Annotated in this window: 24 protein-coding genes; 10 read left to right on the forward strand and 14 right to left on the reverse strand. The window is 58.8% G+C overall.

All coding sequences use genetic code 11. The annotated features are described in order from the left end of the window. Nucleotides 1-70 precede the first annotated feature (70 nt). The 3 genes from gntT to gntX form a co-directional block, all read right to left on the reverse strand. A complete protein-coding gene (gene gntT / locus OHJ17_RS01680) occupies nt 71-1,387 on the reverse strand; it encodes a gluconate transporter (RefSeq protein WP_002920542.1) in 1,317 nt (438 codons plus the stop codon). Between the two features lie 336 nt (nt 1,388-1,723). Further along, nucleotides 1,724-2,299, reverse strand: a complete 576-nt coding sequence (gene nfuA / locus OHJ17_RS01685) for a Fe-S biogenesis protein NfuA (protein ID WP_002920540.1) — start codon at nt 2,297-2,299, stop codon at nt 1,724-1,726. A 58-nt stretch (nt 2,300-2,357) separates the two neighbouring features. Continuing rightward, nucleotides 2,358-3,032, reverse strand: a complete 675-nt coding sequence (gene gntX / locus OHJ17_RS01690) for a DNA utilization protein GntX (RefSeq protein ID WP_004185961.1) — start codon at nt 3,030-3,032, stop codon at nt 2,358-2,360. A 38-nt stretch (nt 3,033-3,070) separates the two neighbouring features. Here gntX and bioH point away from each other — a divergent pair, with 38 nt between their 5' ends. After that, a complete protein-coding gene (gene bioH / locus OHJ17_RS01695; RefSeq protein ID WP_004174021.1) occupies nt 3,071-3,844 on the forward strand; it encodes a pimeloyl-ACP methyl ester esterase BioH in 774 nt (257 codons plus the stop codon). A gap of 120 nt (nt 3,845-3,964) precedes the next feature. Further along, nucleotides 3,965-4,234 (forward strand): YdgH/BhsA/McbA-like domain containing protein, encoded by a 270-nt coding sequence (locus OHJ17_RS01700; protein WP_002920510.1) that lies wholly within the window; start codon nt 3,965-3,967, stop codon nt 4,232-4,234. Between the two features lie 88 nt (nt 4,235-4,322). Here OHJ17_RS01700 and feoC read toward each other — a convergent pair whose 3' ends face one another. From feoC to greB, 5 genes are all read right to left on the reverse strand, one after another. Continuing rightward, on the reverse strand, nt 4,323-4,562 hold the full coding sequence (feoC, locus tag OHJ17_RS01705; protein WP_002920509.1) for a [Fe-S]-dependent transcriptional repressor FeoC: 240 nt from the start codon (nt 4,560-4,562) through the stop codon (nt 4,323-4,325). A gap of 9 nt (nt 4,563-4,571) precedes the next feature. Further along, nucleotides 4,572-6,890 (reverse strand): Fe(2+) transporter permease subunit FeoB, encoded by a 2,319-nt coding sequence (gene feoB / locus OHJ17_RS01710; protein ID WP_023301312.1) that lies wholly within the window; start codon nt 6,888-6,890, stop codon nt 4,572-4,574. 28 nt (nt 6,891-6,918) lie between these two features. Further along, complete coding sequence (feoA, locus tag OHJ17_RS01715; protein ID WP_002920506.1) at nt 6,919-7,146, reverse strand: ferrous iron transporter A; 228 nt, start codon at nt 7,144-7,146, stop codon at nt 6,919-6,921. A 411-nt stretch (nt 7,147-7,557) separates the two neighbouring features. After that, nucleotides 7,558-9,888, reverse strand: coding sequence for a Tex family protein (locus tag OHJ17_RS01720; protein ID WP_004150056.1), 2,331 nt, complete (start codon nt 9,886-9,888; stop codon nt 7,558-7,560). Nucleotides 9,889-9,988: 100 nt separating this feature from the next. After that, nucleotides 9,989-10,462 (reverse strand): transcription elongation factor GreB, encoded by a 474-nt coding sequence (gene greB / locus OHJ17_RS01725; protein ID WP_002920503.1) that lies wholly within the window; start codon nt 10,460-10,462, stop codon nt 9,989-9,991. A gap of 227 nt (nt 10,463-10,689) precedes the next feature. Here greB and ompR point away from each other — a divergent pair, with 227 nt between their 5' ends. Both ompR and envZ read left to right on the forward strand, forming a co-directional pair. Next, nucleotides 10,690-11,409, forward strand: a complete 720-nt coding sequence (gene ompR / locus OHJ17_RS01730) for an osmolarity response regulator transcription factor OmpR (RefSeq protein WP_001157751.1) — start codon at nt 10,690-10,692, stop codon at nt 11,407-11,409. Next, the gene (envZ, locus tag OHJ17_RS01735; protein WP_004901073.1) at nt 11,406-12,761 is read left to right on the forward strand and encodes a two-component system sensor histidine kinase EnvZ; all 1,356 of its coding nucleotides are present in this window, start codon (nt 11,406-11,408) and stop codon (nt 12,759-12,761) included. The genes ompR and envZ overlap by 4 nt, the downstream gene beginning before the upstream one ends. Before the next feature lie 77 nt (nt 12,762-12,838). Here envZ and pckA read toward each other — a convergent pair whose 3' ends face one another. From pckA to OHJ17_RS01760, 5 genes are all read right to left on the reverse strand, one after another. After that, a complete protein-coding gene (gene pckA / locus OHJ17_RS01740; protein ID WP_004210368.1) occupies nt 12,839-14,461 on the reverse strand; it encodes a phosphoenolpyruvate carboxykinase (ATP) in 1,623 nt (540 codons plus the stop codon). Nucleotides 14,462-14,821: 360 nt separating this feature from the next. Further along, entirely contained in the window at nt 14,822-15,706 is an 885-nt protein-coding gene (hslO, locus tag OHJ17_RS01745; protein WP_004188324.1) for an Hsp33 family molecular chaperone HslO, read from the reverse strand. A gap of 18 nt (nt 15,707-15,724) precedes the next feature. Next, nucleotides 15,725-16,126 carry a ribosome-associated heat shock protein Hsp15 gene (gene hslR / locus OHJ17_RS01750; protein WP_004188326.1) on the reverse strand — a complete coding sequence of 134 codons (402 nt, stop codon included), beginning with the start codon at nt 16,124-16,126 and terminating at the stop codon, nt 15,725-15,727. After that, complete coding sequence (yrfG, locus tag OHJ17_RS01755) at nt 16,123-16,806, reverse strand: GMP/IMP nucleotidase (RefSeq protein ID WP_004181456.1); 684 nt, start codon at nt 16,804-16,806, stop codon at nt 16,123-16,125. Before yrfG ends, hslR begins: the two co-directional genes overlap by 4 nt. A 60-nt stretch (nt 16,807-16,866) precedes the next feature. Then, nucleotides 16,867-18,996: an intracellular growth attenuator family protein gene (locus tag OHJ17_RS01760; RefSeq protein WP_032433631.1), complete on the reverse strand. Its 2,130-nt coding sequence runs from the start codon at nt 18,994-18,996 to the stop codon at nt 16,867-16,869. Between the two features lie 320 nt (nt 18,997-19,316). Between OHJ17_RS01760 and nudE the strand changes: the two genes are divergently transcribed. Then, complete coding sequence (nudE, locus tag OHJ17_RS01765) at nt 19,317-19,877, forward strand: ADP compounds hydrolase NudE (protein WP_002920321.1); 561 nt, start codon at nt 19,317-19,319, stop codon at nt 19,875-19,877. Nucleotides 19,878-19,930: 53 nt separating this feature from the next. Here the strand turns inward: nudE and mrcA are convergent, their stop codons facing one another. Further along, nucleotides 19,931-22,489, reverse strand: a complete 2,559-nt coding sequence (gene mrcA, locus OHJ17_RS01770; RefSeq protein ID WP_004185951.1) for a peptidoglycan glycosyltransferase/peptidoglycan DD-transpeptidase MrcA — start codon at nt 22,487-22,489, stop codon at nt 19,931-19,933. A gap of 118 nt (nt 22,490-22,607) precedes the next feature. On the opposite strand from mrcA, the gene OHJ17_RS01775 reads away from it, so the two are divergent. Genes OHJ17_RS01775 through hofQ form a run of 5 tightly spaced genes read left to right on the forward strand, consistent with a single transcriptional unit; the run spans nt 22,608 to nt 25,893 of the window. Next, complete coding sequence (locus OHJ17_RS01775) at nt 22,608-23,408, forward strand: type IV pilus biogenesis protein PilM (protein ID WP_020323926.1); 801 nt, start codon at nt 22,608-22,610, stop codon at nt 23,406-23,408. Beyond that, complete coding sequence (locus OHJ17_RS01780) at nt 23,392-23,925, forward strand: PilN domain-containing protein (protein ID WP_004174028.1); 534 nt, start codon at nt 23,392-23,394, stop codon at nt 23,923-23,925. The genes OHJ17_RS01775 and OHJ17_RS01780 overlap by 17 nt, the downstream gene beginning before the upstream one ends. After that, nucleotides 23,915-24,343 carry a HofO family protein gene (locus tag OHJ17_RS01785; RefSeq protein WP_004188339.1) on the forward strand — a complete coding sequence of 143 codons (429 nt, stop codon included), beginning with the start codon at nt 23,915-23,917 and terminating at the stop codon, nt 24,341-24,343. The genes OHJ17_RS01780 and OHJ17_RS01785 overlap by 11 nt, the downstream gene beginning before the upstream one ends. Next, entirely contained in the window at nt 24,333-24,716 is a 384-nt protein-coding gene (locus tag OHJ17_RS01790; protein ID WP_002920279.1) for a HofP DNA utilization family protein, read from the forward strand. The genes OHJ17_RS01785 and OHJ17_RS01790 overlap by 11 nt, the downstream gene beginning before the upstream one ends. Continuing rightward, on the forward strand, nt 24,649-25,893 hold the full coding sequence (hofQ, locus tag OHJ17_RS01795) for a DNA uptake porin HofQ (RefSeq protein WP_004174030.1): 1,245 nt from the start codon (nt 24,649-24,651) through the stop codon (nt 25,891-25,893). The genes OHJ17_RS01790 and hofQ overlap by 68 nt, the downstream gene beginning before the upstream one ends. Nucleotides 25,894-25,967: the final 74 nt, after the last annotated feature.

Consider the following 25,967-nt stretch of genomic DNA (forward strand, 5'->3'; position numbering starts at 1 on the left):
AAGAGCATGTCCGATAAAAAAGGCCGGCCCGCTTCACGCGGACCGGCCTTTTTCTGTGGCGGGAGTGACCTTACACCACCATCCCCAGCAGCAGACAGCCCACCAGGCCGCAGACTGAGATAATGGTTTCCAGCACCGACCAGGACTTGATGGTCTCGCCGATGGTCAGGTTAAAGTACTCTTTGAACAGCCAGAAGCCCGGATCGTTAACATGGGAGAAGATAACGCTGCCGGAGCCAACGGCGATAACCATCAGCTCCGGGCTGACGCCGGTGGTGGCGATCAGCGGCGCGGCGATCCCGCCCGCGGTGATGGCGGCCACGGTCGCCGAACCCAGCGCGATACGCAGCACCGCGGCGATAGACCACGCCATAAACAGCGGAGACATGTTCGATTCGTGCATGATAGAGGCGATGTATTTATCCATGCCGCTATCCACCAGCACCTGCTTGAAGGCACCGCCGCCGCCGATAATCAACAGCATCATGGCGATGATTTTGATCGAAGAGGTCAGGGTATCATTGATCTGCTCCATGGAGCGGCCGCGGTTCAAACCGAAGGTGAACAGGGCAATCAGTACCGCAATTAGGGTGGCCATCACCGGGTCGCCGAAGAACTCGGCAATTGGCAGGAAGGCGTGGCCTTTCGGCAGGATCATCTCAGCCACGGCGCGCATCGCCATCAGGATCACCGGAACCAGCGAGGTCCAGACGCTGACGCCAAAGCCGGGCATCTCTTCTTCAGTGAACACTTTCGGGTTATGCAGGCCTTCCGGGATCGGCTTATCTATCCCTTTCAGGAAGCGCGCAAACACCGGTCCCGCCAGGATAACCGTCGGGATAGCCAGAATGGTGCCGTAGAGCAGCGTTTTGCCCATATCGGCATGGAAGATGGTGGCGATCGCGGTCGGACCCGGATGCGGCGGCAGGAAGCCGTGGGTGACGGAGAGCGCGGCTGCCATCGGTACGCCGACGTACAGCAACGGAATACGGGCCGAGGCGGCGATGGTGAACACCAGCGGCAGCATCAGCACGAAGCCCACTTCATAGAACAGGGCGAAGCCAACGGTGAAGCCGGTCAGGACCACCGCCCACTGAATATGCTTCTTACCGAACTTATTGATAAGCGTGGTGGCGATACGCTGGGCGCCGCCGCAGTCTGCCAGCAGCTTACCGAGCATAGCGCCGAAGCCCATGATCAGCGCGAGGCTGCCAAGGGTGCCGCCAACGCCGTTTTTGATGGAGACGATCACTTTATCCAGTGGCATACCCTGCATTAATCCGACGGCGAGCGCCACCAGAACCAGCGCAATGAAGCCGTTCATTTTGAAACGGATCATTAACAGCAACAACAGGGCAACCCCGATAGCAACGATGACTAATGGCATGATTTACCTGGCCTTAATTTGTTATGGGTAACGTCAAAGTTCGAACCTGTAGAGCATCCGCTCCGTCAGGGAGCAAAATAGTCTGGCGCCGTAAACGCTTGCATTATCCTTACCCAGAGAAAGGATAGCTGGCTATTTTTTTGCCGGTGGCGCCTGAAATGGATGATACGGGTAACATGTGAGGGTTGAGAATCACCTGACGTGGGAAAATGTTAAATATGAGACTTAAGTCATACTCTTTCCCCGGTTTTTGCCGGTCGTTTAGCGGGAGATGTTGCGCGGTAACACAGAATGGATCACGGCGATCCGGCGGCAGGCTGCCGCCGGAGGAAGGGTTTAGTAGTAGGAGTGCTCGCCGCGCTGGTGCTCGGTCAGATCGCGAACCCCTTTCAGCTCCGGAAACTCGTTCAGCAGCTGTTTTTCAATACCTTCTTTCAGGGTCACGTCGACCATCGAGCAGCCGTTGCATCCGCCGCCGAACTGCAGGATAGCCAGACCGTCGTCGGTGATCTCCATCAGCGATACGCGGCCGCCGTGGCCTGCCAGCTGCGGGTTAATCTGCGACTGCAGCAGGTACTCGACGCGCTCCATCAGCGGGGCATCGTCAGAGACTTTGCGCATTTTGGCGTTCGGCGCTTTCAGCGTCAGCTGCGAGCCGAGCTGGTCAGTGACGAAATCAATTTCAGCGTCTTCCAGATAGGGCGCGCTGAGCTCATCGACATAGGCGGTCAGCTGTTCAAATTTCAGCGCCGTGTCGGTGTCTTCCACCGCATCCGGTGGGCAGTAGGATACGCCGCACTCAGCGTTTGGGGTGCCGGGATTAATCACAAATACGCGAATTTGCGTCCCTTCTTCCTGATTTGCCAGCAGTTTGGCAAAGTGCGCTTGTGCAGCATCGGAAATACGGATCATAGCGTTGGCCTAATAGTTGACTATTTTACTGGGTTATAATACGCCCATCAGCGGGGGTCTACAAGGTACGGCACAAACACCATACCTGAACCGTCGCGGCGCCGTTTCGCAAAAGCAGGCGGGATATCTCGGCGACGGTGCTGCCGGTCGTGACGACATCATCCACCAGAGCGATATGGAGTCCCTGCACGGCAAATTCAAGCTGAAAGGCATTTTTCAGGTTCTGCCTGCGCTGGCGGGCATTGAGCGAATGTTGGACGGCGCCGGCTCGCTGGCGAGTCAGGCCTTCGCGATGCCAGACGCATCCTCGCCAGCGGGCTAACGGTCGGCACAGTTCGTCGCACTGATTATAACCCCGGCGCCAGCGACGGCGATGCCATAGCGGCACGCCGACCAGAGCGTCTACTGGCGGCAAATCGTCACGCTGCAGAAGGCGCTGCAGCAGCAGACGCGCGAGGGCGGGGCCCAGCTCCGGGCGATGGTGAAACTTCAGCTGCTGCACCAGACCGCTCAGCGGCGGGCGATAGTCATTGACCGCCACCAGCCGATGCCAGGGAGGCGGCTTTTGCAGGCAGCGGCCGCAGGGGTGACGGGATGCCGCCGCCGGCAGGCCGCACTGCGGGCAGAGCGGGGGACAGGCGAGCAGGGCGCGGCTGCAGCGGGAGCAGATCCCCCAGCGGGCGACTGCCAGCGGCATTTGGCATAGCCAGCATAAGCTGTGTGCTGTTAGCATATTTGGCCTTCTGTCCAGTAAAAAGAGAACGGTAACGGATGAACGACATCTGGTGGCAAACAATCGGCGAAGGAGATTGTCATCTTGTGCTGCTGCACGGCTGGGGGCTGAACGCTCAGGTATGGGATTGCATCACGCCGCAGCTGGCTTCGCATTTTACCCTCCACCTGGTGGATCTGCCGGGCTATGGCCGCAGCGGCGGGTTTGGGGCGATGTCGCTGGAGGCGATGGCGCAGCGGGTGCTGGAGCAGGCCCCTCCACAGGCGGTGTGGCTGGGCTGGAGCCTGGGCGGGCTGGTGGCCAGCCAGGTCGCGATTATGCGTCCGGAACGCGTGCAGGCGCTGGTGACGGTTGCCTCTTCCCCCTGTTTCGCGGCTCGTGACGACTGGCCCGGCATCAAGCCCGAGGTGCTGGCCGGATTTCAGCAGCAGCTGAGCGACGATTTCCAGCGCACCGTCGAGCGATTCCTCGCCCTGCAAACCATGGGCACAGAGAGCGCGCGTCAGGATGCGCGGGCGTTAAAGCAGGCGGTGCTCTCGCTGCCGATGCCTTCCGCCGAGGCGCTGAATGGCGGACTGGAGATCCTCAGAACCGTCGATCTGCGTCAGGCGCTGGTCAGGCTGCCGATGCCGTTTCTGCGGCTGTATGGCCGGCTGGATGGACTGGTGCCGCGCAAGATCGTCCCGTTGCTGGATGACCTGTGGCCGGAAAGCGAGTCAATCCTCTTCGATAAGGCCGCGCATGCGCCGTTTGTTTCCCATCCCGCGGCCTTCTGCGAGCCGCTGCTGGCGCTGAAGACGCGGCTGGGGTAATTTTTTTTGCCGCGCCATGGTAAAAGGGCCATTCCTAGCAATACTTAGGTTGTTACGGTGGTTGATTATTTCAATCCGCCACCGTGACCTACAATAACAACCTTATGGAGAGTAGAGGCTATGAAACTTGTTACAGGAATGGTTGCATCTCTGGTGATAGGCACCCTCTCTTTCGGCGCATTCGCCGCGAAAGAGATCCAAAAAGAAGACGTGGCGAAGATGAATCTGACCAAGGTCGGTAGCATTACGACCTCCAGGACGACGTCGCCGATGGATGCCCGACGCGATCTGTCGAAAAAAGCCGATGAGCTGGGTGGGAAATACTTTGTGGTGATTGCCGGGCAGAAAAACGAAAAAACCGTACACGCGAACGCTGACGTTTATAAATAATCCAGTCATAAGAAAACGGGCCTGCTGGCCCGTTTTTCATAGCTGTCTTACTCGTTTTACCTCGTTGCGCGACCAGGCCTGACTCCTTTCATCGCAGCGCCCACCACTCCTGTCGGCACGCCGCTTTCCCTTCAGGGCAACTTTTACAGCTGCCGGAGAGGCAGCCCTCGCTCGTTTCGCTGATCCGGACCACCTTACCCATGGCTTCCATTCGCTCAAGCATGGCGTCAATCAGCGGCTGAGGTGTCTGCAAGCGAGCACTGAGCTGTTTCGCCTCCATGCGGCCCTGCAGGGCCAGCATATCGCGGACTTCCATTAACGACGCCACAATCCCTCCTTAGTGGCAATCGCCAGCCGGGCTGGAACAGCAGGAGGGCGGCGTTTTTCGCGTGGCCAGCAGCGAGACGTCCACCCGGCTGCGCGCCCGGCGCAACAGGCCGAAGAGCACCACGTTGAACAACACTACCGCCAGGATACACACCAGACTGTAGCGCGGGTGATCGCTAAAGCTAACGGTCTGGTAATAGAGCGTCGAGAGCGAATAGGCGATATTCAGCCCCCACAGGATGGAGAAGGTCATCCAGCCGCGGCTTGATTCGCGGGCGATGGCGCCCATCACCGAGATGCAGGGAATATAGAGCAGGACGAAGATCAGGTAGCTGTATGCCGCCGCCGCGCTGCCAAATTTACTGCCCATCACCCCCATGGCGCCGGTGGCCATTTCGCCATCGCCTTTGCTGGCTTCGATGGGGTTGGCCAGGACGCTGAGGCTGAAGGTGTCTTTCAGTCCCTGCCATGTCTCATCGACGGCGGCGAGCAGTTCTTCGCCGAGACTGAAGGTCTGCGGATTGAATTCCTCATTCTGGATATCTTCGGCGGTATAGAGGGTGTTCAGCGTACCCACTACCACCTCTTTCGCCATCGCGCCGGTAAACAGGCCGACGGTGGCCTGCCAGTTATCTTCATGCACGCCGATCGGTTTAAACACCGGCGTAATGACCCGGCTCACCGAGGCCAGCGCGGAGTCGTTGATGTTGTCGACGACCTTACCGCTCAGTGAGAAGCTGTTCAGCGCGCTGAGGAAGATGCTGACGATGACGATCACCTTCCCGGCGCGCAGCACAAAGCCTTTCAGGCGCTGCCAGGTCTGGATAATCAGGCTCTTGATATGCGGGACGTGGTACACCGGCAGCTCCATCACGAACGGCGAGGCTTCGCCGCGCATAATGGTGTGCTTCAGCATCAGGCCGGTGAGGATGGCCATCACAATGCCCAGCACATAGAGCGAGAAGACCGCCAGCGCGCCGTTCTGCCCAAAGAAGGCGGCCGCGAAGACGGCGAAGATCGCCAGCCGCGCGCCGCAGGACATAAACGGCGCCATCATAATGGTCATCAGACGCTCGCGCGGCGCGTCAAGGGTGCGGGCGCCCATCACCGACGGCACGTTGCAGCCAAAACCGACAATCAGCGGGACGAAGGATTTCCCCGGCAGGCCGAGGGCTTGCATCAGGCGATCCATCACAAAGGCGGCGCGCGCCATGTAGCCGGAGTCCTCAAGGAAGGAGAGAAACAGATACATCATGCCGATCTGCGGCACCAGCGGCAGCACGGTGTTGATACCGCCGCCGATCCCCTGGGCGAGGAACACGGTCAGCCAGTCCGGGAAGTGCAGGGTGTAACCCAGCCATTGAATGCCATGCACAAAGATCGCGACCGAGCCGGCATCGAAAATCGGCTGCAGCGCGCCGCCGATGTTGATCGCCAGCAGGAACATCAAGTACATGACAAAGAGAAAAATCGGCAACCCGAGGAAGCGGTTGAGGATCACTTTGTCCATCGCGGCGGTGAAGCGGCTTGGTTCGGCGGTCAGGGTATTGCTGACGGCGTCGCAAATGGCGGCGATGGTCTGATAGCGCGCGTCAGCGATGTGCAGCGCCGGGTCGTCGATCTCGTCGCTGAGATTCGCCAGGGCGATATCCAGTTTATCGGCGGCGTCGCCGGCATAGGCCCGGCTGTAGATATCGCCCTCCAGCATCTGCAGACCCAGCCAGCGCCGCTGCCGGGTCGGGATCTGCGCTGACATCTGCTGCGCCAGCAGGTCAGCTTCGCGCAGCAGCGGCTGCGGATAGTGGACCAGCTCAAGATCGCTGTTCGCCTGATGACGGTCGAGGGCGATCTTCAGCGCTTCGATCCCCCGTCCGCGAGTCGATACCAGCGGAATGACCGGGCAACCGAGACGGGCGGCGAGGGCGTCGATATCGATCCGCACCTGCTGCTTTTCGGCGATATCCAGCATGTTCAGCGCGACGACGCAGGGGATCCCCAGCTCGAGCAGCTGCAGCGTCAGATAGAGGTTGCGCTCGAGGTTGGAGGCATCGACCACGTTAATCAGCATGTCGGCGTCGCCGCTCAGGATGTAGTGGCAGGCAATCTGCTCGTCCAGCGAGGTCTGCGAGGAGATGGTGGTCAGGGAGTAGGTTCCCGGGAGGTCGACCAGCGTGACCTGGTGGTCAGTGGTGGCGAAAATCCCCTCTTTACGCTCAACGGTCACCCCAGCCCAGTTGCCCACGCGCTGGCGAGCGCCGGTCAGCTGATTAAATAAGGTGGTCTTGCCGGAATTAGGATTACCAATTAAACCAACGGTTAATTTTTGCATATTTCAGACTCTTGTGCCGGGCCAGCCGTTATTGTGCAACCGCTTCCAGTTCGATTAAGGCGAGATCTTTTTTGCGTAATACCAGACTGACGCGTCGGGTTTCAATATGAACAGGATCGCCGAGCGGCGCCACGCGAACCACATGAAAAGAGGAACCGGGCAGCATGCCGAGGGAGAGCAGTTTCTGACGGTATGCTGGGCTAATATCGCGAGAAAAACCGGTAATTTTCCACGCACTATCAGGTGTGAATTGCATAGGGCCTACTTGTCTATCGCTAACCGAAGAAGAATTTTCCGGACGCCTGGAGGCAGTTGCGCCGGGGACCGTAGCCAACGAAAAAAGAAAAAACGTTCTGTAATCGATGATAATGAGAATGGTTTTTATCATCAATACATATGATGCGCTGCAGGCTATTTTTAAAGTGAAAATCACCTTTTTATTGATATGCCGCAAAGTCAGCCTGTAATCAAAAATGCGCGAAATATTATTTCGGCGATCTAATGTTTAATTAAGGTTTCTGAAGTTAACGAAATGAAAATATTAATTTCGCTGCCTTTCAGGCGTGGAATAAAAGCAGGTTATCAGAAACAACTGAACCTGTTTTGCGTGTGATGGCGATGGCCTGGTCATGAAAAAAACTGCCCCTGAAAAAGGGGCAGGGAGAGTTTAGCGTTTTTTACCCATCGCTGCGGCGAGGGCATCCATCATCGCGCTGTTGCCGGCAGGCTGCGCCTCGCGACCGCGGGGTTTGGCGGCTTTCGCAGCCGGGCGATTTCCCTGCGGGCGCTCCTGACCACCGCCGCGGCGGGCGTTGCTGTCGCCCGGCTGCTCGTCGAGACGCATGGTCAGGGCGATACGCTTACGCGGCAGATCGACTTCCATCACTTTGACCTTGACGATGTCGCCCGCTTTCACCACGGTGTGCGGATCCTCAACAAACCGGTCAGAAAGCGACGAAATGTGTACCAGTCCGTCCTGATGAACGCCGATATCAACAAACGCGCCGAAGTTGGTGACGTTGGTGACGGCACCTTCCAGAATCATTCCCGGCAGCAGGTCATTCATGGTCTCCACACCATCGGCGAACTTCGCGGTCTTAAACTCCGGACGCGGATCGCGGCCCGGTTTTTCCAGCTCTTTGATAATGTCGGTGACCGTCGGGACGCCAAACTTCTCATCGGTGAAGTCCACTGCCTTCAGGTGGCGCAGCGCACTGCTATTGCCCATCAGATCTTTTAGCGCCTGCTGGGTGGCGGCCAGAATACGTTCGACCACCGGGTAAGCTTCCGGGTGAACGGTGGAGGCATCCAACGGGTTGTCGCCGTGGTTGATACGCAGGAAGCCCGCGCACTGTTCAAAGGCTTTCGGCCCCAGACGGCTGACTTTCAGCAGCTGCTGGCGGTTCTGGAACTGACCATTCTCGTCGCGCCAGGCGACGATGTTCTGCGCCATCATGCGGGTCAGGCCGGCGACGCGGGTCAGCAGCGGAACGGAGGCGGTGTTCAGGTCAACGCCGACGGCGTTCACACAGTCTTCCACCACCGCGTCCAGCTTACGCGCCAGCTGGGTCTGGCTGACGTCGTGCTGATACTGGCCGACGCCAATGGATTTCGGGTCGATTTTCACCAGCTCGGCCAGGGGATCCTGCAGACGGCGGGCGATGGAGACCGCGCCGCGCAGCGACACGTCGAGGTCCGGAAACTCCTGCGCCGCCAGCTCGGAGGCGGAGTAAACGGAAGCCCCGGCTTCGCTGACGATCACCTTCTGGGCGGTGACCTTCGGGAACTGTTTCTGCACGTCGAGGAAGAAACGCTCGGTTTCACGCGAGGCGGTACCGTTGCCGATGGCCACCAGCTCAACGTTGTACTTCTCACACAGCGCGGCGACGGCGACGGCCGCTTTGGCGGCCTGGCCGGTGTGGGGATAGATGGTATCGGTAGCGACCAGTTTACCGGTGGCGTCGACGACGGCCACTTTCACCCCGGTGCGCAGGCCCGGATCGAGTCCCATGGTGGCGCGCAGCCCGGCGGGCGCGGCCATCAGCAGATCGTGCAGGTTGCGGGCGAAGACGTTGATTGCCTCGTCCTCCGCGCGTTCGCGCACGGTGCCCATCAGCTCGGTTTCGAGATGCATCAGGACTTTGATCCGCCAGGTCCAGCTGACGACGCCTTTACGCCAGCTGTCCGCCGGGGCGTTATTCAGGCGCAGGCCCAGGTGGTCGATAATAATTTGCTCGCCGTGGCTCTCTTTCGGCGGCTCGTCAAACTGCGGGTCAGCGTTTAAAGAGAGCTGCAGGACGCCTTCGTTGCGACCGCGGAACATCGCCAGCGCGCGATGCGACGGCACGGTGGCGATCGGTTCATGGTGATCGAAGTAGTCGCGGAATTTGGCGCCTTCCTCTTCTTTACCGCTGACGACGGTGGAGACCAGGTGGGCGTTTTTCCACAGATAGTCACGGACCTTCGCCAGCAGCGCGGCGTCTTCGGCAAACCGCTCCATCAGAATATAGCGCGCGCCGTCCAGGGCCGCTTTGCTGTCGGCTACGCCCTTATCGGCATCAATATATTTTGCGGCCTCCGCTTCCGGATCGTGGGCCGGTTCGTTCCACAGCAGGTCAGCCAGCGGTTCGAGCCCGGCTTCGATAGCGATCTGCCCGCGTGTACGGCGCTTCGGCTTGTACGGCAGGTAGAGATCTTCCAGTTCGGTTTTGCTGAGCGTGGTGTTGATGGCTTTTTCCAGCGCGTCGGTCAGTTTGCCCTGTTCAGCGATGGATTTGAGGATCGCCTGACGACGGTCTTCGAGTTCGCGCAGATAGCCGAGGCGAGTTTCCAGATTACGCAGCTGCGTGTCATCCAGACCGCCGGTGACTTCTTTACGATAACGTGCAATAAACGGCACGGTGTTCCCTTCATCAAGCAGGCGAACGGCAGCTTCTACCTGTTCGGCTCTGGCCTGAAGTTCACCCGCAATAATGCGGCAGAGCGAATCATTCATCATGGCTTTTAATTCATCTTTAGGGTCAAAAAACAGGGACTAGTTATACGGACTGACGGCTAAAAATACCAGCCGCGCCGGGCGTCTCTCGGAAAGTTCTTGTCTATTTAACGTATTCGATCTCGTTGACATACCAGCTGGCTTCGCCCGCCGGCGTGTTGACGATGGCCAGATCGCCAACCTCTTTTTTTAACAGTGCGCGCGCCATCGGCGAGTCGATGGAGATATAGTCTTTGCGGCCAAAAATTTCATCGTAACCGACGATGCGAAAGCGCTTGATATCGCCTTCATCGTTTTCAATCTCTACCCAGGCGCCGAAGAAGACTTTACCTTCCTGTTGCGGCGAGTAATCGACGATTTTCAACTGTTCCAGACATTTGGTCAGATAGCGGACCCGGCGATCGATCTCCCGCAGGCGCTTTTTGTTGTACTGGTAGTCCGCGTTCTCGCTGCGGTCGCCGAGGCTGGCGGCCCAGGTCACCTTTTTGGTCACTTCCGGACGCTCCTGGCGCCACAGGTAGTCCATCTCCTGCTTCAGTTTTTCATATCCCTCGCGGGTGATCAGCGGCGTTTTCATCGTGAGTTCAACCTTCTGACTGTCTGTCGTTGCGCACAATTTGTAGCGCGTAATAATACCGACAGGATAAATACTGTGTCTTATGATTAAATGTATACTTAACCTGCTGTTAAATATGCTTTGTAACAATTTAGCCTGGAATATATACCAGATTTAGCTGGTGAGCGCGCCGGGCTTTTTTGAGAATACGCACTGACTATTGCAGTGAACCTTTGGGAGTACAAACAATGCAAGAGAATTATAAGATTCTGGTTGTGGATGACGACATGCGCCTGCGTGCGCTGCTCGAGCGTTATCTGACCGAGCAGGGCTTCCAGGTTCGTAGCGTGGCGAACGCCGAACAGATGGATCGTCTGTTAACCCGTGAATCCTTCCACCTGATGGTGCTGGATCTGATGCTGCCGGGCGAAGATGGTCTCTCTATCTGCCGTCGTCTGCGCAGCCAGAGTAACCCGATGCCGATCATTATGGTGACGGCGAAAGGCGAAGAGGTCGATCGGATCGTGGGTCTGGAGATCGGGGCTGACGACTATATTCCGAAGCCGTTTAACCCGCGCGAACTGCTGGCCCGCATCCGGGCGGTGCTGCGCCGCCAGGCGAACGAGCTGCCGGGCGCGCCGTCGCAGGAAGAGGCGGTTATCGCCTTTGGTAAATTCAAACTAAATTTAGGCACCCGCGAGATGTTCCGTGAAGACGAGCCGATGCCGTTGACCAGCGGCGAATTCGCGGTCCTGAAGGCGCTGGTGAGCCATCCCCGTGAGCCGCTGTCGCGCGATAAGCTGATGAACCTCGCCCGCGGCCGCGAATACTCTGCGATGGAGCGCTCCATCGACGTACAGATCTCCCGCCTGCGCCGCATGGTGGAAGAGGACCCGGCGCATCCGCGCTACATCCAGACCGTCTGGGGTCTGGGCTACGTCTTCGTCCCGGACGGTTCTAAGGCATGAAACGCGTGCGCTTTTCGCCGCGCAGCTCCTTTGCTCGCACACTGCTCCTGATCGTCACCTTGCTGTTCGTCAGCCTGGTGACGACCTATCTGGTGGTACTGAATTTCGCGATCCTGCCGAGTCTCCAGCAGTTTAATAAAGTGTTAGCCTACGAAGTGCGTATGCTGATGACCGACAAACTGCAGCTGGAGGATGGCACCCAGCTGGTGGTGCCCCCGGCGTTTCGTCGTGAAATTTATCGCGAGCTGGGGATTTCGCTCTATTCCAATGAAGCGGCGGAAGACGCAGGCCTGCGCTGGGCGCAGCATTATGAATTCTTAAGTCAGCAGATGGCCCATCAGCTTGGTGGCCCCACAGAGGTGCGGGTAGAGGTCAATAAAAGCTCCCCTGTGGTGTGGCTGAAGACCTGGCTGTCGCCCAATATCTGGGTGCGGGTGCCGCTGACCGAGATCCATCAGGGCGACTTCTCGCCGCTGTTCCGCTATACCCTGGCGATCATGCTGCTGGCGATAGGCGGCGCCTGGCTGTTTATTCGTATTCAGAACCGCCCGTTGGTGGATCTGGAGCACGCGGCGCTGCAGGTCGGGCGCGGCATTATTCCGCCGCCGCTGCGCGAGTATGGCGCCTCCGAAGTGCGTTCGGTGACGCGCGCCTTTAACCATATGGCGGCGGGCGTGAAGCAGCTGGCTGACGACCGTACGCTGCTGATGGCCGGGGTCAGCCACGATTTACGTACTCCGCTGACCCGCATTCGTCTGGCCACCGAGATGATGGGCGAGCAGGACGGCTATCTCGCGGAGTCGATCAACAAAGATATCGAAGAGTGCAACGCCATCATCGAGCAGTTTATCGACTATCTGCGCACCGGGCAGGAGATGCCGATGGAGCTGGCGGATCTGAATGCGGTGCTGGGGGAAGTGATCGCTGCGGAGAGCGGCTATGAGAGGGAAATCGCCACCGCCCTGCAGGCCGGCGAAATTCCGGTACGTATGCACCCGCTGTCTATCAAGCGCGCGCTGGCGAATATGGTGGTCAACGCGGCCCGCTATGGCAATGGCTGGATCAAGGTCAGCAGCGGCAGCGAAGCGAGCCGGGCCTGGTTCCAGGTAGAAGATGATGGACCGGGGATTAAACCTGAGCAGAGGGAGCACCTGTTTCAGCCGTTTGTACGCGGCGACAGCGCCCGCAGCACCAGCGGCACTGGGCTGGGGTTGGCGATTGTTCAGCGTATTATCGACAATCACAACGGCCGGCTGGAGATTGGCTCCAGCGAACGCGGCGGGTTACTGATCCGCGCCTGGCTGCCGGTGCACCGGATGCTGACGCCGATGAAACCCGCCAGGGAGAGCTGATCGCGCCCGCGGTTAGCTACTCAGGATGTTGCACAATAAAAAGCCGGGCAAGCCCGGCTTTTTCACCTTTGCGCCCGTTAGCGCTGCGGTCCTGCCGCCACCAGCGCGGCGCCCGCTGGCGTATCGGTATACTTCTCAAAATTCTCAATAAACAGCTTCGCCAGCTGGTCGGCTTTTTCCTGCCACTGCTCCGGGGAACCATAGGTGCTGCGCGGATCGAGGATGTGGGTATCCACGCCCGGGAGCGCCGTCGGGATCTGCAGGTTAAACATCGGCAGGGTAAAGGTCTCCGCGTTGTCCAGCGAGCCATTGAGGATGGCGTCGATGATCGCGCGGGTATCTTTAATCGAGATGCGCTTGCCGGTGCCGTTCCAGCCGGTATTGACCAGATAAGCCTGCGCGCCAGCCGCCTGCATGCGTTTGACCAGCACTTCGGCGTACTGCGTCGGGTGCAGCGACAGGAAGGCGGCGCCGAAGCAGGCGGAGAAGGTTGGCGTGGGTTCGGTTACGCCGCGCTCGGTGCCGGCCAGTTTGGCGGTAAACCCGGACAGGAAATGGTACTGCGTCTGGTCGGCGGTCAGGCGGGAGACCGGCGGCAGGACGCCGAACGCATCGGCCGTCAGGAAGATCACTTTGGTAGCGTGACCCGCTTTAGACACCGGCTTAACAATGTTGTCGATGTGGTCGATGGGGTAGGAGACGCGGGTATTTTCGGTCTTTGAACCGTCATCGAAATCGACCGTGCCGTCGGCGCGTACCACCACGTTTTCCAGCAGGGCGTTGCGGCGGATGGCGTGATAGATATCCGGCTCGGCCGCTTCAGAGAGCTTGATGGTCTTGGCGTAGCAGCCCCCTTCGAAGTTAAACACGCCGTCGTCATCCCAGCCATGTTCGTCATCGCCAATCAGGCGGCGTTTCGGGTCGGTGGAGAGGGTGGTTTTGCCGGTGCCTGAGAGGCCGAAGAAAATGGCGACATCGCCTTTCTCGCCGACGTTGGCTGAGCAGTGCATGGAGGCGATGCCCTTCAGCGGCAGCAGGTAGTTCATGATCGAGAACATCCCTTTCTTCATCTCGCCGCCGTACCAGGTGCCGCCGATCAGCTGAATGCGCTCGGTGAGGTTGAAGGCGACGAAGTTTTCCGAATTGAGGCCCTGCTCTTTCCACTGCGGATTGGTGCATTTCGCGCCGTTCATCACGATGAAGTCGGGCACGAATTCAGCCAGCTCTTCATCGCTCGGACGGATGAACATGTTTTTAACGAAGTGCGCCTGCCAGGCCACTTCGGTAATGAAACGTACGCTGAGACGGGTATCGGCGTTGGCGCCGCAGAAAGCGTCGACGATAAACAGGCGTTTACCGGACAGTTGCTGGGTCACCAGCCCTTTTAGATGCTGCCAGGTTTCCTGCGAAAGCGGCTTGTTGTCGTTTTTACCTTTGCCTTTATCGGACCACCAGACGGTGTCGCGGGTGGTGTCGTCGCGCACGAGATACTTATCTTTCGGAGAACGACCGGTAAAAATGCCCGTATCTACGGCGATAGCACCCAGAGTGGTTAATACGCCACGTTCGTAGCCTTCCAGGTTCGGGTCGAGCTCTTCCTGAAACAACATGTCGTAGCTGGGGTTGTGGACGATATCCTGGACGTCATTGATACCATAAGCCTTGAGATCCTGCGGGGTTAAACCATGATTAACGCGCATGTCACTGCTCCTTAGCCAAGATGTACTGCTGTAAATTGTAGGGTTAATTGCCGGGTATTGACCGCGACCAGGCTCATAGATTTACGTATCTCGACATTCCTCAGAATGACGATAAAAACGGTGACTCCTGTCACGAAGTGGAGTGGATTATCTCAGGAAATGGGCGGATGGTGGGGTTAGATGTTTCTCAATGGTTAAAAAGTAATTAAAAAAACTGCCGAAATGTGAATGTAATCGCTTTCCTGAAATTAAATTACGTAACTCTTTCAGGGAAAATCGATTCAACTCGCGAATAAATTAAAAGTCAGGCACAACGCGACAAACAACATTGCCGCCCTGTGCCTGAGAAAGATGCGGGGATTAATGAACCTGCGGATCGGCCGGAGAGGCGTTATTACGGATCTCGGCGATGTCCATGGCATTGAAGATATAGTGGTTACCGCAGTAGTCGCAGTGCATATCAATTTCGCCTTCGTCGGCGAGGATGCTATCAATCTCTTCATCCGGCAGCGTCTTCAGCGCGCCGGCGCAGCGTTCGCGGGAGCAGGTGCACTTGAACTCCACGCTCTGCGGGTCGTAGACCGTGACTTCTTCTTCATGATACAGGCGCCACAGCACATCATTTGCCGGCAGGGTGAACAGCTCTTCCGCCTTAATGGTCTCGGTAAGCGTCGCCAGGTGCTCGAAGTCGGCAGTCTGGGCATCCTGCGCCGGCATCACCTGCAGCAGCATCCCGCCCGCCATCGGCTGGCCTTCATGATCGCCGGTGCGGATGATAAGGCGCGTCGGCAGCTGCTCTGAACGCTGGAAATAATCTTCCAGGCAGGCGGCCAGCGTATCGCCTTCCAGACCGACCACGCCCTGATAGCGCTCACCTTCTTCCGGAGAGATGGTAATGACCAGGTAGCCGTTGCCGACCATCGTTTTCAGATCCGCATCGTCCGCAATCTCGCCCTGCACGCGCGCGACGCCGCGCAGCTGCTGCTGGTTATTGCCGTTGATCACCGCCAGCTGTAAAGGGCCATCCCCCTGCAGCTGTACGGTAATGTCGCCGGCAAACTTCAGCGTCGCGGTCAGCAGACTGGTGGCGACCAACAGCTCCGCCAGCACCGTTTTGACCGGTTGGGGATAGGTGTGATTCGCCAGAATCTGTTCCAGGGTTTCCGACACCGTCACCAGCTCGCCGCGCACGGCATAGTTTTCAAACAGATAACGATGTAATTGATCGTGTTGAGTCATAATCATCTCTCTTTCTGGCGCGAGTTATTCACTCTCGCCGTGTTTAAATCTCATCAGGTCGCGGCGCTCTTTCTTGTCCGGACGTCTGTCAGGGTGCGGCATGGTCAGGGCGTTCATTTTGCGCGCCAGGGCCATTTTTTCACGCTTCTCGATACTCTCCGCCGTCTCTTCATACAGGTTGACGGCTTCGCTTGCCGGGCGGCGCTGTTCGGTAATACCGATAATGCGCACCGTCCGCTCGTCGTTGCCCTGGCGCAGCGTCAGAATGGCGTCGAGTTCGACGATTTTTCCGGGTTTGCTACGTTGTCCGTTGTAATGAACCTTGCCGCCTTCAATCATTTCCCGCGCCAGCGCGCGGGTTTTGTAAAAGCGGGCGGCCCAAAGCCATTTGTCCAGTCTGACGGTTTCGGTGGGCTTCTCTTTCATCGCCTCTCCTTCGGGGTAAGCGAAGGGATCAGTCGTCGGTAATCATTCAGCCCCGGATGGCGCAGATACTGCTTTTCCGCCAGTCCGGAGTCAGGATTGGTAATACCCAGGCAGTAACGAATGCCAAACTCCCTCGCGGCATCCAGTATCGCCTCGCTGTCGTCGACAAACAGCGTTTTGTGCGCCTCAAGGCCAGTTTCCTCCGCCACGGCGCGCCACAGACGCTGATCCTCTTTCGGATAACCAAATGTGTGGGTGGAAAGTAATAAATCAAGGTGCGCGTCCAGGCCGGTGTGTTTGAGCTTCACCGCCAGATTGTGGGGATGGGCATTGGTCAACAGAATGCGTCGCTTACCGCAGGCCTTGAGCGCATCAAGGAACGGCACGGTATCCTCGCGCAGCGTGGCGCGCGGACCTTGTTCGCTGGTCATCGCACAAATATCCAAACCCAGGCGCTCGCTCCAGTAATCCAGACAGTACCAGTTTAGCGTATGCTGCACGGCGTGATACTCCTGGCGCATGGCGTCTTTCGCCTCCTGCAAATTGAGGCCGCGGGCGGCCCCCCAGGTTTCAGGCACCAGCGTTTGCCAGAAGTAGTTGTCGAAGGCGAGGTCCAGGAGCGTGCCGTCCATATCCAGCAGAACGGTATCGACCTCCTGCCAGGCGATATCAAAGTGCATGATGACTCTCCAGCGAGCGGAAAATGGGCGACAGGGTATCACACCCTGTCGCCGGGAAAATTAATCTTGCGAGTCAGATGAGGGGAGCAAAACCGGATTAAGGCAGCTTTCGTAATATTTCTGAATCTCTTCCATACGCTGACGATGGCGTTGATAACGACGCAGGGCCTGAACGGCGTGGTAAGCCATGCACCCCACCATTGAAAGCAGCAGCAGGGTGATGCCCAGATAACGCCACAGGCCGCTGCGGTCGGGGATGCGATGCAGGTTGATATGCTGCGTGCCGTTGGCGTCAGTAAACAGGTTGGTAACGATACCTTCGGCATGGAAGGGGGTATGCATGAGCATACCGGCCAGCCGCCGCAGTTCGCCCCACTGCTCATGGGCCGGATAATCATACAGACTCACCGCCGGCCACGGCTGATTGACCAGTACGCTGCCCTCATCGCTGGCGATAAGAAAACCGCCGGGAGCCGGGCTGTTCAGCGCCTGCGCGGCCCGCGAGGTTTCGCGTATCACAAAGGGCGCGGTTGAGGTGGTCACCAGATTCTCCAGCGACTCGGCGCTGACCGGCCGCAGCAGCACGTTCACGCCATCCAGCTTACCGGCGGTGGCGCGCTTGGTTAACGTTTCCCAGTTACGGGTATTGCCAAGATTGACCAACGCATTCTTCAGCCGCAGGCAATCATCCTTTGCCGAGCAGAGATCGTTAGTTTTCTGCACGATATCGCCGAAATCATCCAGTAGCACCATGCCTGATTTCTGAATGGCGGAGCGTAGGGCAGGGCTGACGCGGGAATCATCGTCGGTTTCCGGGTGCAGCTGGCGCTGGACGGACTGCATCAGGGCGGTCGCTTTGCTGACAATGTCAGACTCCGGCAGCGGCAGAGGAGGGGCGTCGTTCCACACAATCTGTGAACAATCGAAAGGCAGGAACGGCGAATCCTCTTTGGCGGACCAACTGCCCGGCGTGCGGATATTACACATCCCGGTACCGGTCAGGCGCAGCGTATCGCCAATGCGCACATGGGCTTTTTCCAGCTGGCTGACGGTAGTGGCTTCAATCGTTTGCGCGCCCTTCAGCCACGACAGGGTGAACTTAAACGGCATATTCAACGGTACGCTGGCCCACAGCATAATCACCACCACCAGGGCGCCGGCGGCGATAATCGCGCTGCGTAGCCAGTACTGCAGCGGGAAGTTTTTCACTTCATCATGAAGCGACAGGTAGCGTCCCTGACGGGCCACGTGGCGGTTGAGATAGATATCAATATCGGTCTGCTGCCCCAGGTCCTGGGCAATCCAGGGTTGCCAGTGGCGCGGATAGATGAGATCGATAATGCCCAGCGAGATGTTATTGATTTGCTCCTGATCGTTTTCGCCAAACAATCCCCAGCGCTTAGGGACGCCCCGCAGGCAATGGATTTCGCGCAGCGCGGCGCGACGCGGCGGGGCATAAATCCCCCACAGTCCGGCGGCGAGCAGCAACAAACCTGCGGCGACCAGCCAGGGGGTAAAGACAGCTGGCCCAATCAGGCTGAAATAAAAGAACAGAAAGGAGGCGACGATCAGGATCGCTTCGCGCAGCCCGTCCGGGCGATTCAGAGCGTGTTCTTCAGGCGTTTCCCGACGGATCTGCCGCAACTCTACCTGCTCGCTCTCTTCGCCGCGAATGGAGGCCTGGGTGGCCGAAGCGCGTTCCAGGGCGTAGCTTTGCGCTTCCTGGCGATAGTCGCTCAGGCTATGACCGTTAAGGGTGATAACCAGCGGCAGGCTGTCGGTGGGGATCAGCTCGACGCTGTTTTCATCGTTGATATGCTGTTCCCAGAACGGCGGCAGATGAACTTCAACCGAATCGAGGAAATAGCGCCATTTATTCGGCGCGTCGGTGGTGATCCCGTAGCGGGTGATGGCGCGTGTCACCGAATAGACGGTATCACTCTGTTCGTTCAGCGCCAGAGCGACAGGCGCGCTGGTCGCACCGGACGCCGGCACCTGCTGGGCGTGGCTCAACTCGGCAACATACTTCTCAATAGCCTGGCGCTCATCCGCAGGAAGCTGCCGCGTGGTAGCGTCGCTAAAGGCGTGCAGTAGGGGGAGTCGGCGGCGTCTGGCGTGAGCGCGATACCACCATCCGATGAGCAATACGCAGATTAGCAGAGCTGTAAGGAATATCAGAAAGGTGCCCATGCCCATCCCATCAAAGTTATTTTTTTCTTACGAAATCGTCGGTGAACGTGAAGACTAACGTCAAGCTGCAGTGTTAGCGGCGCACCTGCTTACAGGGTAGTGAATATGTCATGCAGCAGCGCACAAGCTTACCAAAAACGTTAAAGCGCAGAAATCGGTAAATTCTCAAAGCGAATTCAAGCTATTGACTTTTTTATCTTTATTACTTTTCCCCCTGCAGGGAAAAGGTTACAACTCTGTAAATAAGTAGCAATTTGGATTGCCGAAAGCGTGTTGCGTATCGCACAATGACTGCTTAATCACAGCATAGACCGATGACAATGAGCAAATCATTACAAAAACCCACCATTCTCAATGTTGAAACTGTCGCCCGTTCGCGCCTCTTTAATGTCGAAAGCGTCGATCTGGAGTTCAGCAACGGTGTGCGTCGCGTTTATGAACGTATGCGGCCTTCCACCCGTGAAGCGGTGATGATTGTGCCGATTGTGGATGATCACATTATTTTGATTCGTGAGTATGCCGTGGGGACGGAGTCCTACGAGCTGGGCTTCTCCAAAGGGCTGATTGATCCAGGTGAAACCGTGGATGAAGCGGCCAATCGCGAGTTGAAAGAAGAGGTTGGCTATGGCGCCAATAAGCTGACATTTTTGAAGAAGCTCAGTATGGCCCCCTCCTACTTCTCCAGCAAAATGAATATCATGGTGGCGGAAGATCTCTATCCGGAGTCACTGCCGGGCGATGAACCTGAGCCGCTACCGCAGGTGCGCTGGCCGCTGGCGCAGCTGATGTCGCTGCTGGATGAAGAAGATTTTAACGAGGCCCGTAACGTCAGCGCGCTGTTTTTAGTGCGGGAATGGCTGCAGGCCCAGGGCCGACTCTGAACGAGCGTCCACGCTAAGCAGCAATAAAAAAGCGCCCGCAGGCGCTTTTTTTGTCAGAACAATTCGTGGGTTTCACCGCCGCCGTCAGTCAGGGTGGTGCCCACCTCACGGACTGCCTGCTGGGTGGGCTGGGTTCCTTCAATAAAGTACTCCGCCCGGCTATTGCCCCCATTCGCCAACTGACCGGTGCTGCGGTCGATATTCACCGTGACGATACCCGGCGGCGGAGTTAACGGTTCTTCCGGAACGCCTTCCAGCACGCTCTTCATAAAGCTGTCCCAGGCCGGCTGGGCGCTTTTGGCACCGCCTTCATAGCCAGAGATCTGATCTTTAATCGCTCCGGAGGCGGTGGTCCGGCCAAGATCGCGACGATGATCGTCAAAGCCGATCCAAACCGAGGTCACCACGCCCGGTCCGTAGCCTGAGAACCAGGCGTCCTTCGAGCTGTTGGTGGTCCCGGTTTTCCCACCGATGTCATGCCGCTGCAGATCGCGTCCGGCGCGCCAGCCGGTGCCCATCCAGCCCGGCTCGCCAAAGATGTTGCTGTTCAGCGCGCTCTTGATCAGGAAGGCCAGCGGTGTGTTAATCACATGCGGCGCGTATTCCTGTGCGCCGCTCTGCGCGACCAGCGACTGGTTGGCCTGCTCCAGCTGCGGCTGCGGCGGCACGTTGCCATTCTGCGGTTCCGCGGAGGTGGCGACATCTTCCACATCCTTGTTTTCCAGCACGTTGGATTTTGGCGTATCGCCGTAAATTACCGGTAAATCACACTGCGGACAGGCAATTTTCGGACGCTCCTCGAAGAGGACCCCGCCCTGATCGTTCTCAATCTTACTGATAAAGAAAGGATTGACCAGGAAGCCGCCGTTGGCCATCACCGAATAACCGCGAGCGACCTGCAGGGGCGTAAAGGAGGCTGAGCCCAGCGCCAACGATTCCGTGTGGACAATGTTCTGCGCCGGGAAGCCAAAGCGCTGCAGATACTCGGCGGCGTAGTCTACGCCCATGGCGCGCATAGCGCGCACCATCACCACGTTTTTCGACTGCCCCAGGCCCTGGCGTAAACGAATCGGACCGGCATACTGCGGCGGCGAGTTCTTCGGCCGCCAGTCGGAACCTGCGCCCGCATCCCAGCGCGAGATCGGCACATCGTTGAGCATACTTGCCAGCGTTAAGCCTTTATCCATCGCGGCGGTATAGAGGAACGGTTTAATGTTGGAGCCGACCTGGCGCAGCGCCTGGGTGGCGCGGTTGAATTTGCTCTGGTTAAAGTCAAACCCGCCGACAAGGGCAATAATCGCGCCGTTTTGCGGGTTAATGGAGACCAGCGCTGAGTTGACGTCCGGGAGCTGGGACAGCCACCAGCTGTCACCCACCTTGCGTACCCAGATCTGCTGCCCGGCCTGCACAACGTCGTTGACTTTACGCGGGGTCGCCCCTTGCTGCGTATCTGAGATAAAGCGACGGGCCCAGCGCACGCCCTCCATCGTCAGCGAAACGGAGTCGCCGTTAGCCAACAACGCGACAGCCTCCTGGGCATTCGCGGAGGTGACCACCGCCGGGAAAAGCGGACCGTAGCCAGACTGACGCTTCAGCGAATCGACGATCTTCTTCGTCTCCCACGGCGTTTCGCCGACTTTCCACAGTACGCTGGCCGGGCCGCGGTAGCCGTGACGCATATCGTAATCCAGCACGTTATTGCGTACCGCCTGCTGGGCCGCCTGCTGGTTTTTACGGGTAATGGTGGTGTAGACCCGATAACCATCTTCGTAGGCCTGCTCGCCGTAGCGATTCACCATCTCCTGGCGCACCATTTCACTCAGGTAAGGGGCGGAGAAGGCGATTTTCGGCGCGTGATAGCTGGCGTCGATGGGTTCGCTGCGCGCCTCATCGTATTGCGCCTGGGTGATGTACCCTTCGCTCAGCATACGCGACAGCACCACGTTGCGACGGGCGGTCGCGCGATCCATCGAATAGAGCGGGTTAAAAGTGGAAGGCGCTTTCGGCAGACCGGCAATCACCGCCATCTCACTCAGGGTCAGTTGGTCGATAGGTTTGCCAAAATAGACCTGCGCCGCGGCGCCGACGCCATAGGCGCGGTAGCCGAGGTAGATCTTGTTCAGATACAGCTCAAGGATTTCATCTTTATTCAGCAACTGCTCGATGCGGATGGCCAGAAAGGCCTCTTTAATCTTACGCATCAACGTCTTCTCGGGGCTGAGAAAGAAGTTACGCGCTAACTGCTGGGTGATGGTGCTGGCGCCTTGGGAGGCGTGGCCTGAAAACATCGCCACGCTGGCGGCGCGGAAAATACCTACCGGATCGACGCCGTGGTGCTCATAGAAGCGGCTGTCTTCGGTGGCGATAAACGCTTTCACCAGCTCGGGGGGAATTTGCTGCAACGTCACAGGGATACGGCGCTTTTCGCCGTACTGCGCAATAAGCTCACCGTCGGCGCTATAGACCTGCATCGGGATCTGCAAACGCACATCCTTCAGGGTTGCGACGTCGGGGAGTTGCGGCTCTATGTATTTGTAGAGGCCAAAAATCGAGCCTGCTCCCAGCAGTACGCAACAGACTGCAAGGATCAATAGATACTTTACGAACTTCACCGGTGTTTTCCCATTTAGTTTTATTTGGGCAGTTTATAAACAAACGCGCGGTAGTATAAAGGCAAGCCAGGTGCATTGATATAGCCGGGCAGTTTTGCCGGATAAGGAGATCGTAAGCATGGCTTTCAGAAACTGGCGGCTTGGAATGCATATCCAACAGGATAGCATTGCCATTGTCGCGCTATTGCATGAACGTTCACACTGGGCGCTGCGCCGCTGGTGGCGTATCCCATTGCCGCCGGGGCTGGTACGTCAGGGAATGGTGGCGGACGTCAGCGCACTCGGTTCGCGGCTGGCCGCCTGGCGGCGGGAGCTACCGGCGCAGCATCAGGTTAGTATCGCCTTTCCCGCGGTGCGCACACTGCAAAAGCGTCTTCCGTATCCCCAGTTCGCCCTGCGGGAGCGGGAACAGGCGACGTGGGTAGCCAGCGCCATGAGCCAGCAGCTGGCAATGCCTGCCTCCGCGCTATGTATTGATTATGCCCCCACCTCGCGGGATGACGGCTGGCAGGTTACGGCGGCGCAGCGGCTGGATATCAATGTTCTGCGGGAGCTGGCAGGGCGGCTGCGGCTGCGGGTGGCGGCCATCGTACCGGATGCCAGTGCGCTCGGCGCCTTTTTCCCCTGGATGACTGCGGCAGACCAGGGCCTGGCGTGGCGGGATGAAAAGCGCTGGCTGTGGGCGACCCGTGAGGCCTGGGGCAGTGACGCCTGCGCTGATGTCGGGTCCTTAAGCCAGCTGGCGGGGCAGCTTCAGGTTCCGCTGCGCCTGTGTATTGACGCGGGCGATGAGGCCAGTCGCTTTGATGTCTGGCAAGTGATTCACCGTCGGCAGCCCCCGCTGCCAGCCGATGGCGATCGTTACGCCATTGCCCTTGGGCTGGCGCTGGGAGGCGGGCGGCATGACGCATGTCGTTAATCTTCTTCCCTGGCGCGACCTGCGTCGCCGCCAGCGCCTGCGCTACGTCCTGTTGTTAACCATCGGCATTGTGCTGCTGGGCGGGATGGGCCTGCTGGTGAGCCGAACGGCGCGTCTGCAGCGCGACTTCCTGGCGACGCTTCACACGACGGCCGACGCGCAGCTGCTCGCTTCGCTTAAGCAGCGCGAGCAGGCGATGCGTGAGGCGTGGCAGCAGCATCAACGGCAGCGCCAGCAGTACCAGCGCAGATCGGCGATCGCCGCCTGGCAACCCAGGCTGCAGGCGCTGGCGGCAGATCTGCCCGCGCAGGCGTGGCTGACGCGGCTGGAGTACCAGGGCGTACTCCTCACGCTGGACGGCCTGGCCCTTAACCTGCAGGCGCTAACCAGCGTGGAGGCTGCGCTGACTCGCGTCGCGGGATTCGCGCCGGCAAAAGCCGGCGGGACCCAGCGCGACGCCGAGGGGCGTTGGCAGTTCAGTTTTACCCTGACGGGAGCGCGCGCTGATGCGGATTAACCTTCGGGGCGCCTGGACGGGGCTGCCGATCCTGCTCGCAATGGGGCTGTCGGGAGGCGGCGTGGCGCTCTGGCGCGATCTGCGCCCGCCGCAGGCGGCGGTAACCCGTGATGCGGCGTTGCAAACGCAGTGGCGGCGGATCATGGCGCTGCGCATCCCCGGCGAGGAAAATCCCGGGGCGCGCATCGACACGCAGTCATTTTCGCCCATAGCCATTCCGCTCTCCGGAGCGAAGCTTATCGCCTGGCGTCCGCAGGGAAGCGGCGGCGAGATGGAGCTGACCCTGTCCTGGTCAACGGTACCCGCGCTTTTTTCCTGGCTGGCGCGCTGCGGGATGAATCCGCGTTCGTTTTCGCTGGGCCGTGAGACGCAGACGCTCCGCCTGCGACTGCTGCTGGAGGCGGAAGATGAGCGGTAAACGCTGGATCTTCCTGTGGCTACCGCTGTCGCTGCTGGCGGCCGAGCGTGACCCTTTCCAGCCGGTTGAGGATCCCTGCCGCACGGCGCAGCTTTCGCAATGGCGCTATGGCGGGGCGGTTGGGGATGAGGCTGGCTGGACGGGGTTTCTGCAGGATGGGAACGGAAAGTGGCGACGGGTACGCATGGATGAGCAATTGCCCACGGGCTGGCGGGTGAGCCGGCTGACGGCCGGTGAGCTGGACATCGTCACGTCTTCGGGATGTGAACCGCCAGCGTGGCGCTGGCAACGTGAAGGGAAACAACATGATGCGATGGATAAGCCTGCTGCTTCTGCTGCTGCCGCTGGCGGTGGCCCCCGCCGCCCGCAATGATAAACCGGTTTCGCTGGTGATTGACGATGCGCCAGTGGCCCAGGTGCTGCAAGCCCTGGCCGAAATGAACCATAAGAACCTCGTCGTCGCGCCGGACGTCAGCGGCACGCTCTCCCTGCGTCTGCAGAAGGTTCCCTGGAGCCAGGCGCTGCGGGCGGTAGCGGATAGCGCGGGTCTCTCTTTGCAACAGCAGGGGACGGTCATCTACGCGCACACTCAGGCCTGGCAAAAGGCAAATCAGGCGCAGCGTGAAGCCGAACAGGAGAAACGCCTGCAGAACCTGCCCCTGCAGGCGGAGAGCGTGACCCTGCACTTTGCCGACGCTGAAGAGCTGGCTAAAAGCGGCGGAAAGCTGCTCAGCGCCAGGGGACACCTGATGGCGGACAAGCGGACTAATCGGCTGCTGATCCGCGATGATGCCCGGCACCTGCCGGCGTTGAAGGCCTGGGCGCAGGAGATGGATCTGCCGGTCGGCCAGGTGGAGCTGGCCGCCCATATCGTGTCGATGAGCGAAACCAGCCTTCGTGAGCTGGGGGTGAAGTGGCGGCTTGCGGAAGCCGGAAGCCCGCCAGGCTCCGGGCAAATCACCACCCTAAGCAGCGATGTATCGGTAAACGATGCCAGCACCCGCGCAGGGTTTAACATCGGCAAGATCAACGGTCGCTTGCTTGAGCTGGAGCTATCCGCGCTGGAGCGCAAGCAGCAGGTCGAAATTATTGCCAGCCCGCGTTTATTGGCCTCCCACATGCAGCCTGCCAGCATCAAGCAGGGAAGCGAGATCCCCTATCAGGTTTCCAGTGGCGAAAGCGGCGCCACTTCGGTGGAGTTCAAAGAGGCGGTGCTGGGCATGGAGGTCACGCCGACGGTGCTGCAGCAGGGAAGAGTGCGGCTTAAGCTGCGAATAAGCGAGAATACGCCAGGCCAGGTGCTGAAGCAGGAAAACGGCGAAGCGCTGGCCATCGATAAGCAGGAGATAGAGACCCTGGTGGAAGTTCGCAGCGGCGAGACTTTAGCGTTGGGCGGCATCTTTTCGCAGAAAAACAAAACCGCCCGCGACAGCGTCCCGCTGCTTGGCGATATCCCGGTGCTGGGACGTCTGTTTCGTCGTGACGGGAAAGATAATGAACGTCGCGAACTGGTTGTCTTTATTACGCCACGGATTCTGGCAGTACGTTAAGCAGGTTTTTCATGCTAAACACGTTTCAGGTGTTTGACGTGAGGACGGATTTAGCATACAAGGGGTACCGATTT

The sequence above is a fragment of the Klebsiella sp. KP20-425-1 genome (assembly GCF_025813515.1).
Classification (GTDB): Bacteria; Pseudomonadota; Gammaproteobacteria; order Enterobacterales; family Enterobacteriaceae; genus Klebsiella; species Klebsiella pneumoniae.